Genomic DNA, 12,444 nt, shown 5'->3' with positions numbered 1-12,444 from the left:
GGCATGACGCCGCGCCCGGAAAAGCATGTGAGACGGGTGAGACGCACTCGTCCAGACGAGCGCGCGGCGATGAGCGCTGCGCGCGGCAAATCGAGAGAAGGACAAGAAGATGACTATTACGAGCAAGCAGTTGAACCTCGCATTCGACAACATGAAGATTCGCAAGGATCCGACGGGCAAGATGCCGCTGATCGTTGTCGTGCCTCGTGACGCGATCCCGATGGACACTCCCGGAACGATCACGATCGCGGAGGGCGGGACAAAGGCCATGCGCCTCGGCGTGGAGGATCACTTCGCCGAGCTGGCGGCAGCCGAGGCTCGGGGCGACGCCCACGAGATCGACGAAGCGATGAGCGCTGCCTCCGAGATGCTGGAGATGTGGCTGGCGATCGAGCTCTCCTTCGCAGGAGTGCTGCTGAAGCACGGCAAGAAGCTCAAGGGCCGCTCGATGATCGCGGTGAAGTAGCACGCGCCAGAGAGCAACAACAACCGGGGGCGGCACAGGACGCCGCCCCCGACGAAAAAACACAGCCTCGGCGAAAGTCGCCGAGGCCCTCGCGCAAGAGCGCAAAGAACCAGAACGGAGCAAGACCATGACGAAGACAGCAGAGACGACACAGGCCGAGCAGATGCAGCTCGACGCAGTATTGCGCGCAATCCAGACGATGAGCGACAAGCACCGCGAGTTCGAGGCGGCGATGCACGCCGGCGACGAGCAGGCAGTGCGCGCAGCGCTGCAGGCCTGCACCGAGGCGTCGCACGCCTGGATACGGACCCCGTCCTACTTCGAGAACGGCTCACCCGCTGATGTGGCGAGGTACGCAGCTCTGGACGAGATCGACGCGCTCGCGGCCGCGCCGATCCCGTGGGACCCTGAGGACCGTGGCGCGACGGTGCTGGCGGCCGAGGTCTCCGAGATCGCTGCTGCGAGCGATGCCATGGGGGCAGCGTACGAGCTGGTCACGGAGATCGACGAGGAGCTGGAATACCTGGAGGGAACGATCGAGCTGCTCCGGGACATGCTGGGGCTCTTCGATGACGAGGAGGGATGCGAGTGTGAGGACTGCATTCGTGAGCCCGACGAGCTGGACGACGAGACTCGCGTCGAGTACGAGGCACGCCTCGCCCGCGACGAGCGTCGGTTCGTGGAGCTCACCATGGAGCGCGCAGCGAAGCTCGGAGCGGGCGGAGAGGACCCGCTGGGCTACTGGGGTTTGCTCGCGAAGCACGGGTTGATGATCCCTGAGTGGCACGCGATCCACAGCTACCAGCAGCGGATGCAGCAGCCGCCGGCAGTGGTCTGAGAGACAGCGGGCAAGTTGGCGGTGTCTGGCAACGCAGGTAGCCAGACACCACTGCTCCGGTTTGGTCGTCGTTGGTCACGCAAGTGCTAAGCCTGAGGAGCATTAGCCACCTCTGAGAGTTCTCCTAAACACCTGGGGCCGGCGCGAGAGTTCGCCCCATCGTAAATCCTCGTGCTGGCGCCGTCGTGACGTGCCCTAACATGCCCGGAACGGAATGCTCTTCGCGCTCCTACACACGAATCAGTAGAATTGGAAAGAGTCCGTGTTGCGCACGCGCAATGACGGACTCTTTAGTCTTGCCAGAAAGGGGTGCCGATGTCGCGCTTGTCGGACCTGCTGCGCACGTTGGAACAGCTCGATCCAAAACTCGCGAAGGATCTCGATGAGGAGATCCGGCCGCTTCAAAAGCGGCTGCCTTTCGGTCTTAACTTTGAGCGTCATGCGCCCGAGGCAGTCGAGCTGGCGGGCCACCGCATCCGCAAGACGAACAAGGTCCGCGTGCTCCCTCCCAGGGGCTCGACGGAGCGGGGCGATCAGCGCCTCTGGCACGTCGACTCGATCAGCGGCGGCATCGCCGAGGTCTCGACGCCGAACGGCGAGGAGCGCGATACGCAGTCTGTGCCTGTCGAGGACCTGGTGCTCGTCGCGGAGTTCCGCGACCGCATCTACCCTGGCCTCCGGCCCGACGGCTCCGTGGAGCGGGGCGGTGACAAGCCGTTCCACACGGTGATCAACGGCGAGAACTTCCATGTGCTTGAGCTGCTCACGTTCACGCACGAGCACTCTGTGGACGCGATCTACATCGACCCGCCGTACAACACAGGCTCCCGCGACTGGAAGTACAACAACGACTACGTCGAGGGCGATGACCTCTACCGCCACTCGAAGTGGCTGGCGTTCATGGAACGTCGTCTGAAGCTTGCGAAGCGGCTGCTGAAGCCCGAGGACTCTGTCCTGATCGTCACCATTGACGAAAAGGAGTATCTGCGGCTTGGGTTGCTACTGGAGCAAACATTCCCTGAAGCTGATATTCAGATGATTACCAGCGTAATCAACCCTAAGGGCTCAGCGCGACAAGGGCGGTTCTCCCGCACAGACGAGTACATCTTCATTGTGATGTTCGGGGATAGCCATGTTGCGCCGTGGAATACCGACATGATCCGTGAGCCCCGAGGGGCCGAAGGTGCTCCCGAGGAAGTACGTTGGGCGGGGCTACTGAGAAATGGTGAAGGAAGCCTAAGAACACGCATTCCAAGCATGTTCTATCCGATTTTTCTGGATTCAACCACTGGTGCGTTTCATTCGGTGGGAGAGCCACCTAGCGTGGAGGTGCGCCGAGATTCAATTTCTGTGCCCGACGGTGCGGTGGCGGTTTGGCCTGTGGATGGGTCAGGGCGCGAGTTGATGTGGCGTCTAAACCCTGCATCCCTTCGAGAGTATTTGTCTAAGGGTTACGCGAAGTTCGGCCGACGTGATCCAGAAACCGGTCGACGCTCCCCGTCGTACCTTCAGTCCGGCATTCTGGCGAAGATTGAAAGCGGAGATGTCGTTGTCAACGGGTATGACAACGAGGGCGCGGCCCAAGTTAGTTACTTGCCCGGCAAGCGCACGGTTCAGCCGATGACCTTGTGGAACCGTATTTCCCATTCCGCATCTGAGCATGGTGCGACTTTTGTCAAGGCACTGCTACCAGGTAGGAAGTTCCCGTATCCCAAGTCTCTGTACGCAGTCGAAGACGCCCTGCGCTTCTTTGTGTCAGGGAAACCCGACGCTGTCGTGCTCGACTTTTTCTCTGGTTCCGGTACTACCGCTCACGCAGTCATGCGTTTGAATAAGCAGGACGACGGGCGACGACAGTGCATCTCGGTGACGAACAACGAAGTCTCGGCCGAGGAGCAGACGAAGCTGCGCAAGCAGGGCCTGCGACCCGGCGATCCCGAGTGGGAGCAGTGGGGCATCTGCGACTACATCACGAAGCCCCGCATCCGCGCGGCGCTCACGGGTCTCACGCCCGACGGCGCTCCGATCAAGGGCGACTACAAGTTCGTCGACGAGTTCCCGATGGCCGACGGCTTCGATGAGAACGCGGCGTTCTTCACCTTGAGCTACGAGTCGCCGTGGATGGTCGAGGCCGACAAGGCGTTTGCGGCCATCGCGCCGATGCTCTGGCTGCGCGCAGGCGCCGTCGGCGAGCGGATCGACTCGATCGAGGGCGGCTGGGCCGTCGCGGACAGCTACGGCATCCTCAAGGACCTGGACCTCGCCAGCGACTTCGTCGCCGAGCTCCAGCGCCGCGAGGGCATCCGCATCGCCTACGTCGTGACCGACGACGACGGGCGCTACCAGCAGGTCGCGAGCGAGATCCCCGGGATCGAGACCGTGCGCCTCTACGAGGACTACCTGCGCAACTGCGAGAGCACGGGTGACATCTGATGCGATTCACGCTGAAGGACTACCAGGCCGATGCCGTCGGCGATACCCTGCGCGAGCTCGCGTCGGCGAGGGACTTCTATCGCAGCGCCAGCAAGCGGGTCTCTTCCGTGGCGCTGACCGCCACGACCGGGGCCGGCAAGACCGTCATGGCCGCTGCCGTGATCGAGGCGATGTTCTGGGGCAGCGACGACTTCGACGTCGTGCCGGACGAGGGCGCAGTGGTCCTGTGGTTCAGCGACGACCCTGCTCTGAACCAGCAGACCCGGCATCGTCTTGAGCAGGCGTCCGACCGCCTGCGCAACAGGCTGGTCACTGTGGAGCACCCGTTCCGTTACCCGAAGCTGCTGCCGGGGCACGTGTACTTCCTGAACACGTCGAAGCTCTCGCGCAACAGCCTCCTGGTGCGCGGCCATGACGACTCGAACACGCTCGACGGCATCCAGTCGCACCCCGACACGGTGCCGTTCACGTTCTGGGACACGCTGCGGAATACGATCGAGGACGACGACCTCACGCTCTACATGGTCCTGGACGAGGCGCACCGGGGCATGGGCAAGCGCCCGTCGGACACGCCGACCATCGTGAAGCGCCTCATCAACGGTCACAGCGGTGTTCCGCCGGTGCCGATCGTGTGGGGCATCTCGGCGACCGTGCAGCGCTTCGAGGCCGCGATGACGGAGGCGGAGGTCCAGTCGAACCGCGTGCACCTCGGCACGGTCCAGGTCGACCCCGTGCGCATCCAGGAGTCTGGCCTCCTGAAGGACGACATCGTTCTCGATTTCCCGGCGGAGACCGGCGACTTCAACACTGTGCTGCTGCGCCGCGGCGTGCGCAAGGTCAAGGCGCTCTCCGACGCGTGGGCCGCCTACGCCGCCGAGCAGGGCACGGAGCCGATCAAACCGCTGATGGTGCTCCAGGTGCCGAACAAGCCCGCCGCTGAAGAAGTTGCATCGGCCATCGACGTGATCCGCGACGAGTGGCCGGAGCTAGAGCCTGACGCAATCGCCCATGTGTTCGGCGATCACACTGCTCAGACGTTCGGCATGCACAGCGTGCCTTACATCTCGCCCGAGCGCGTGCAGGACGCCTCGTACATCCGCGTGCTGCTCGCCAAGGACGCCATCAGCACGGGCTGGGATTGCCCGCGCGCGGAGGTCATGGTGTCGTTCCGTCCTGCGAAGGACGAGACCCACATCACCCAGCTGCTCGGACGCATGATCCGCACGCCCCTGGCGCGACGCGTCGAGGGCGACGACCTGCTCAACAGCGTCGAGTGCATTCTGCCGAAGTTCAGCAAGGCGACGGCCAGCCTCGTGCTGGAGAAGATCATGGGTAACGATCTCACGGGAGGCGGCGACACGGGCCAGCGCGTGCTCGTCGACCCGCAGCTCATGACGCCGAACGACGCCGTGCCCGACGAGGTCTGGGAGCTGTTCCAGTCGCTGCCCGCAGAGACGCTGCCGCGCAAGCACGCGAATCCCATCAAGCGGGTCACGTCGCTCGCCCACGCCCTGGCCTCCGACGGGCTCGTGCCGGACGCGGGCAAGATCGCCCACGAGCGCCTGCATGGGGTGCTCAATGGGCTTACGGCCCAGTACGCGAAGGACCTCGCGAAGGCGCGTGAGGACGTACTCACGGTCGCTGGTGGAACCATGAGGGGTCAGGCACGCCACGGCATGCGGCGCGACGATTCATGGACCGAGGCCGCGGACGACCGCGCGATCCAGGACTCATACCGCAGCGGCGCGCGCACGATCACGCCCGATGTGGCGCGCAGCTATATCGAGCACCTCACGGCGGACGCCGACGACGAGGACGACTACCGCGACGCGTACGTCCGGGTCGCCGCCCTCGCGATGCTGACGCAGACGCGCGCGAAGCTCGACGAGGAGGCGGACGCGATCTCGAAGGAGTGGCTCGACGAGCACCGCGTCGCTATCAAGGGCCTGCCCGAGTCGCGGCAGAGCCTCTACGCGGAGATCACCGCGATGAGCACGGACCCCCAGCTGATCTCGATGGCGCTGCCGAAGAACCGCCAGGAGGAGACCAAGCGGGCCGTCGGCGACAGCGAGCAGATCCTCGAACGACGCGCACTGCACCTGCTCTCCGATGAGGAGGGCATGTTCCCGGTCGGGAAGCTGAACCCCGACGAGGTCGAGGTGCTCGACGCCGAGATGGCGCGCGCGGGTGCCCTCGCCTGGTACCGGAACCCGACGGGCGGGCGCGACTCGATGAGCATCGCCTACCGTGACTCGCACGGCGAGTGGCGCACGCTGCGGCCGGACTTCCTGTTCTTCGTCGACACCGAGGACGGGGTGCGCGCGAGCATCGTCGACCCTCACGGGCACTGGCTCCCGGATGCTGCGTGGAAGCTGCACGGCATGGCCCGGTTCGCCGAGGTCTACGGCGATCGGTTCCACAGGATCGAGGCGATCAGCCGGATCGACGGGAAGCTTCGGGTTCTCGACTTCAAGCTCGCCGAGGTGCGCGCGAAGGTGCTGGATCATTCAGACGCGAGGTTCGCCTATGAGGCGGCAGCCGTGGGGTACTGAGGCTACATCACGCTTAACAGTGGCTATTCACTGCTCCTGCTAACGCGGCGCTTCATGTTTGACTAAATGCGTGGCCCCAATCGTCAACGCTATGACGGAGGGGACAAGTAAGAGCGGAGTGACGCCACCGTGGACGATGAGCAAATAGGAAAAGACACCAAAGACGAGTCCGACAACGGTCAGAATGAGGCTGGCGACATCCAGCCGACGTCGCGGGATATACCTATGATTCGTCACCTGCCGCTCTCCTATAACTTTCGACTCGGAGTACTGTCCAGGCAGTCCGTGTGCGCCCGTTCTTCTTAGTAACATCCTCTCGGATTCTTAGACGGAAGATGTCATTCTTCCTAATCGCTAGGCCGTTGGCAACACGCCCAAGAAAAACCTGATCCTCGACGCTGGCAGATCTCGATCTGTCCTTGGTTCGGACTCTCCATTTGGTGGGATCATCAAAGTCAATCGCTGACATCTGTGCTTCAACCTCGAAGATTTCCTGAGTCTCCTCGATATCGTCCTCAGGCTTGACCGCGTTGTAGTCCGGTCGGGTCAGTACGAAGACCTCTGGTGCGTCGTCTTGCGCGGTATCTTCGTCCTCCTCGGATGCTGGGCTTGCGACTTCCAGGGATGTCACATTTGGGTCGCTTAGGGGCGCCATAATCTGCCGGAGCTGCTTCTTGCGTCTGCGAGTGCGCTTTTGAAGCTCCTCCCAAGCCGCAGCCGGAACCTCCTGCGCGGTGTCATCCTGCCAAGTGACCTTGACATTTCCGTTTTCAAGATAGTCAAAGTCCTTTACGTCGGCCCGAGCGGATCGCGTCGCCCACCAGATCACGGTACTAAGCGACGGGATCCCACCCGCTGCCACCGCGGTCTCCCAGTTCTCGCTTAAGACACGCACGACTTCAATTAGGAAGGACCCTTCCTTCGCGGGTCGAACCAGTACTTCGGAACCGCTGGGGCCTTCTGGGCTAAAAACACCTGCCTTGTCGAAGTCGCTTGCAAGGCCCACAACGCCTTGGAGCACCTCAGCCACATGTGCGGCGCGAAGTTCATGGATCGCGGATCCCTCCTCGTCCTCGCCGACAAAGCGGAGGGTAAGGGTATCGACTACGTCGTCATCAATCTGATCGGGCACGCCTCTCATCATATTGGGAGCTTTTGATTTGCCAGATAGACCCGCTCTAGCACGAATGGCGGGCTGCTGGCCCGTGGGTAAGGACCGAGAAGGCGCCGTCTATCAGGGTCTACCCAAGTGGACGTCGCAAAGCACGGGTCTCCGTGCGTCCAACGGACGCAGACCGCATCTCAATGGACACAACTGTCGGATGGTCTTAGGTCAGGCCACCATGAAGCGGCGTCACCACTAACGTTTACTCGAAGTAGTCCTCGTCGACCTCGACAGCGCTGAACCGCTGCTTCTCCTGCACGCCGACGCGGTAAGCAATCATCAGGTCGACGAGCGTTGCGCCGTCGATGAGGATGATGCGCGACTGCACCTTCTTGGCGTAGTCGATCGCGCCTGAGGTGAACGTGCTCGTCGTGAGGAAGACGCCGCGTGACGCTCCGAAGCCGTGCAGTGCCCCGACGAAGGCCTGGATCGGCTCGCGGCCGACGTTGTTGCCTTCCTTGTAGCGCTTGGCCTGGATGTAGACCTGGTCGAGGCCGAGGGCGTCTTGGTCGATAAGCCCGTCGATGCCCTCGTCGTTGGAACCACCGATGCGTCGGCCTCGCTGCGCTGCGCCACCGTATCCCATTATGAGGAGAAGATCGACGACCGCCTGCTCGAAGAAGTCGGGGTGGCTGTTACGGAGCCGGTCGAGCAGATCCTCACCGACGCTCGCCTCGATACGGGAGACTGCGTCCTCGATGACCTCGATCGGGTCGGAGATATCATCGGACGGCTGTGGGTGCGCTGTAGCTGACGCAACAGCATTGCTTTGCTCGGGGCGGTCGACCCATCGGGCCTTGCCGAGATGGCTCAGCACCCATCCCATGCGTTGCACATAGCGGGTACCCCCGGACTTGAGCGTCTCCGAGGGCGTTGTCGCTGACGCCGGCGTGCTCGGCCACGGCATCGAACGGTCGCCCGCTCTTCTGTGTGATGCCCTTGAGTTTCAGGAGCGTTTCGAACGCGTCATTCCGGCTTGTTTGCTGCCCTGCGCGAGTCTGGTGGTGTATACCATGCCGTTGTCAGTGAGTGTGGATGCGGAACGTCAATGCGCGGTGGCCGCGGTCTGGAACGTGTCGGTCACGACCGTGTCAGTGATGCGTCGGAGTGCGCTGAGATGGAGTACGAAACGGCAATGATCATCGAGCCAACCGATCACCTCAACGTGAGCCAGGGAGAATGGCACCTAACCAAATCTGCCAATCCAAGTCAGATCCGTTCTCGAAATGTGGAAGAATCCAAACGCGCCTTCGTGCTGTGTTGGTCAAGGTCTAAGTGTCGTGGTGCCGGAGTGCCCTGGTCGATCCAATCGCGGTATGCCTTCGCATTCTCACCGAAAACAGCATGAGGTAGCAAGGTTGCCAGGCGTTCATGCACACGTTCAGCGTGCCCCGCGAGCACCAAGCACCTCGTGCAGCCTCCCACATGCCGGAGTGCAGTCTCATAGTGCCTCAGCCCCAGACGGTTTTCCGAGTATCTGCGGCTTTGTTTGAGGAACTCCCGGCACCCCGTTGAGAGGTTCCGCCCCGACCCAAGCTCCTCCTTGATCCACGCCTGCCAAAGCGATTTACGATCAGATTTCACCCGGTTACTCACGAGTGACGCAGGGGTTCCGGTGTAGCGTGCACATTCTGTGGCGCCCAGGAGTTCAACATCGTGATACCACAGCAGTTCTCGGCGCTGCCGAGACAGGGAAAAGTACGCGCCGACCAGTGAGCTGCGCTGGGGAGCCGGGGGCTCAGGTTTCTGAACGTCCCCCTGAACAGCCTGCGGAGGGCCTGGGATTCGAGCCTGGTCTCGTGCAACCGACTGTGCCGTGAGCGCGAAGAACGCGCGCACAGAGGCTTGGGGGTCGGCTCCGCCTGCAATCAGTGCGAGTGAGCGCCTTCGTGCGATTCCGAGGATCTCGCCCGTGTCGATGAGCGTGGGAATGCCCCGAATGACAGCAAGCTGTGCAGCTGCGTGCCGTTGCCAGAGCACTTCGAACGCATCCTTTGACCCGGAGCGGCTGACCCGGAGCAGCCGCTGGTCGGACGCCTTCAGAAGATCGGGCATCATGTACGTCACGATTGACTGCACTCGCAACTCCTGTCTTAAGTGGGCTGGTTCAGGAGGGGGCAATCGGTGAAGCGTTGACCCCCGAGGATGGAGAATGAAGGAGAGAGGTGAGAGAGTGTCGCTTGCCCAACCTGGGGACGTTGGAAAGGAAACGTCGAAAGTGGGAACTTCGCGTTCACGCACGCGACACTCTCTCGGGCTGAGCAGAAGTAGGGGGGGGGGAGATTCTGCCCAGCCCGCCACACGGCGGAAAGACTCAGGGGGGATGGTCGTCATTCTCTCCGTGTGGCAGCTTAGGTCAGCTGTCAGTGGCTGAAGGTTGTGTCGGGCGGATTCGGCGTGGGTCGGTGTATCCTGCACGCCACACAAACGCAGTCACCAGCACGATTCCGGCACCGAAGCCGAGCGCCCACCACGGGAAACCGGGAAGGGTGGATGCTTGCCCGAGCGTGGAGAGGTCTGCGGGCGGGGTCGGGGTGACGCGTTCCCCGGTGACCAGGATTCGGTGCGTGTTGATGCCCAGTGGGGTGCAGGTGACGAGCGTGACGAGGTCACGGCCCGGCTCCGCGCGCAGGGAGTCTGTCTCCTCGGGAGCGATGACTCTAGTTTCTCGCACCTCGTAGGTGAGGACCTCGCCGAAGGTTTCGAGAGTGAATCGGTCGCCGATTTCGACACGGTCAAGGTGGCTGAACATTGTCGAGGTTGCGAGGCCTCGGTGCGCGGTGATCACTGAGCGGGTGCTTTCGCCACCAACTGGTAGATGTGATCCTTCAAGGTGGCCTGCCCCTTTCAGTAGGGTGTCCTCTGAGGTGCCGTGATAAATCGGCAGATCAACATCAGCCACGGGGAAGCGAATACGTGCCATCATGCCATCCTCATTTGCGACAAGGGTCTGGTTGTAATCAAACGCCGTGTTGGCACTGGTACCCGTGCCAGTAGGGATGGTGGCTCCGGCGAGCAGATCCACGCCAGAGGTCAACGCGTCGTTGTATCGCACGGCCTCTCCTAGCTGCTCAACTGGTCCGGGGTTCATGTTGTCCACTTCGCCCGCATAGTTGCGAACGATCTGGGACTGGTTGTACGAGGAAATCCACTGTGATGTCGTCGGGTACAACGAGATGCCAAGCCCTACGAGCACCATTACCGCGATGAGCCACGTGATAAACGACGGCCCCCACTTCGGGTGCTTGGGCGTCAAACTCGGCGGTACTGCGGGTGCTGTCGGCGGCCGCTCGGGTCGAACCAGGAGGTTGGCTTCGAAGTTCACATGGGCTCCGTCTGAATCGAGATACGGTGAGAGCACAGGGAGGGCGGGTGCCCGCGCGCCTGGTGCAGGCGAGAGATGATGACGATTACACGTCTGCTTCTCGCCTGCACCACGCGCAGGTGGTTAGGCTTCGACCTTGCGGCGTCGGGCTGCAGCGAACGCAACACCGGCGACGAGGAGGGCGATACCGCCAGCGATCAGACCAGCCTGGCCTGCACCACCGGTGAGGGGCAGCTCAGGCACCGACTGCTTCGTGTTCTCGATGACAACATCAGCAGCCGACGAGACGCCCGGCGTCACTGAGACAGCGGTGAACGCAGCGTCACCGGTGGGGGTGACGAACCCGGCGGGTGCTTGGGTCTCCTTCACGAAGTAGCACCGCTCAGCAGCGGTATCGTTCGGAGTGTTGCTGCTGTCGGTGACGTATAGTCCACCAATGTTGACAATGCCGCCAGTAACGCTTGCGAACTCAGTATCGCCGTTCACTTCGATCGGGCCGGCACCGGGCGTGGTGGTCGAGCAGTCAGCCGCGTACGGGTCGCTCGACTCGTACACCTCAAACAGTGCCCCAACAAGACCGGTGCTGGTGCTGTCTGCGTCAACCTTGCTGATGGTCAGGTCGCCCCACTTTGTGGTGACGGTGTTCGAAGGCACGCCTTCGCCGTCCTGGTTCGGGTCGTTCACAAACAGTGTCGCCGTGTTGCTGATCTCGCCCGAATCACTCCCTGTGCCCAGGCTCTCCACGATGCCGGAGAAAACGACCTCGATGGTGCCACCGATATTGGCGTTCACCGCGGCAGGGTCAACAACAACGATGAGGTTGTTGCCGGCGCCCTCGAGCGTGTAGGGAACATCCACGCCGTCGATCTGCACGGACTCCACGGTCGGGGTCCCGAGGCGCGAATCAAGGGTGTCAGAAATGATGAACGAGGTGTACGGGTCACCGCTCGGGAGCGGGTTGATGGTCGTAGAAACCGGGAAGCTCACCTTGCTGCCCAGACCATACCCGTCAGGGGCGTCAACAGTCTTCTCAACAACGTTCAGGGTGTTCTTCGGGAACACGTGCACGTCATAGAGCCACTCACCCGCGTAAGGAGAGGGCACCGTCACGATGAACGGTGCAGAGCCGACCGAAGCACCATCGGGGAGCGTGGTTTCACACACGAGGTACGCGCCGACCGTGAGACCCGGGAACGTGGCAAGGCCGCCGGTAGTGACCTGTTCACCGAGCGACGTGCCGAGGGTCTCGCCAGGCACCTCGCAGGCGCCGGAAGCGTTCACCTGAGCAGCAAGCGCACTCAAGCCATCCCAGTCCGCGGCATCGGTGAGGTTGAGGCTCGTGATCGGCCAGGCCGTGAAGCCCGCACCGTCGATGGCGTCGCCTCCGGTGTAGGCACCGGTCTTCGGGTCACCGTCGATGGCGGGATCGATGGTCTCGTGCTTGTGAATGATGATCGAGCCATCGGTTACGGAGGTATCAATGTTTCCGGGGGCGGCATCCGTAGCGTTCGCTGCGGTGGTGGTAGCGAGCATCCCGGCAAGACCGAGCGCAAGCACACCTCCTGCAGCGAGCACTCGCGTACCGCGATTTGTGGGCACAGACATAGTTGTTTCCTTTCTTGGATAGCCGCAGGTGTTGGCTACGGCAATTGAGCGAATCTCAGT

The 12,444-nt window shown here is 62.4% G+C and carries 8 protein-coding genes; 4 read left to right on the top strand and 4 right to left on the bottom strand.

Features of this window, described 5'->3' with window-relative positions:
* Positions 1-109 precede the first annotated feature (109 nt).
* From D3226_RS05875 to D3226_RS05860, 4 genes are all read left to right on the top strand, one after another.
* Positions 110-466 carry a hypothetical protein gene (locus D3226_RS05875; protein WP_202381406.1) on the top strand — a complete coding sequence of 119 codons (357 nt, stop codon included), beginning with the start codon at positions 110-112 and terminating at the stop codon, positions 464-466.
* A gap of 127 nt (positions 467-593) precedes the next feature.
* Entirely contained in the window at positions 594-1,304 is a 711-nt protein-coding gene (locus tag D3226_RS05870) for a hypothetical protein (protein WP_202381405.1), read from the top strand.
* A gap of 315 nt (positions 1,305-1,619) precedes the next feature.
* The gene (locus D3226_RS05865; RefSeq protein WP_202381404.1) at positions 1,620-3,737 is read left to right on the top strand and encodes a site-specific DNA-methyltransferase; all 2,118 of its coding nucleotides are present in this window, start codon (positions 1,620-1,622) and stop codon (positions 3,735-3,737) included.
* Positions 3,737-6,289, top strand: a complete 2,553-nt coding sequence (locus D3226_RS05860; protein ID WP_202381403.1) for a DEAD/DEAH box helicase — start codon at positions 3,737-3,739, stop codon at positions 6,287-6,289. The genes D3226_RS05865 and D3226_RS05860 overlap by 1 nt, the downstream gene beginning before the upstream one ends.
* Before the next feature lie 223 nt (positions 6,290-6,512).
* On the opposite strand, the gene D3226_RS05855 is transcribed toward D3226_RS05860, so the two are convergent.
* The 4 genes from D3226_RS05855 to D3226_RS05840 form a co-directional block, all read right to left on the bottom strand.
* Entirely contained in the window at positions 6,513-7,421 is a 909-nt protein-coding gene (locus D3226_RS05855; RefSeq protein ID WP_237462253.1) for an LAPAL motif-containing putative phage structural protein, read from the bottom strand.
* A 235-nt stretch (positions 7,422-7,656) separates the two neighbouring features.
* Positions 7,657-8,280, bottom strand: a complete 624-nt coding sequence (locus D3226_RS05850; RefSeq protein ID WP_237462252.1) for a restriction endonuclease — start codon at positions 8,278-8,280, stop codon at positions 7,657-7,659.
* A gap of 1,530 nt (positions 8,281-9,810) precedes the next feature.
* Positions 9,811-10,779, bottom strand: a complete 969-nt coding sequence (locus tag D3226_RS05845) for a class C sortase (RefSeq protein ID WP_337248907.1) — start codon at positions 10,777-10,779, stop codon at positions 9,811-9,813.
* 123 nt (positions 10,780-10,902) lie between these two features.
* Positions 10,903-12,384 (bottom strand): SpaH/EbpB family LPXTG-anchored major pilin, encoded by a 1,482-nt coding sequence (locus D3226_RS05840; protein ID WP_202381401.1) that lies wholly within the window; start codon positions 12,382-12,384, stop codon positions 10,903-10,905.
* Between the last annotated feature and the right edge of the window lie 60 nt (positions 12,385-12,444).

The sequence above is a fragment of the Leucobacter chromiireducens subsp. chromiireducens genome (assembly GCF_016758255.1).
In the GTDB taxonomy this organism is placed as follows: domain Bacteria; phylum Actinomycetota; class Actinomycetes; order Actinomycetales; family Microbacteriaceae; genus Leucobacter; species Leucobacter chromiireducens.
This window is presented reverse-complemented; position numbering and strand designations above follow the sequence as displayed.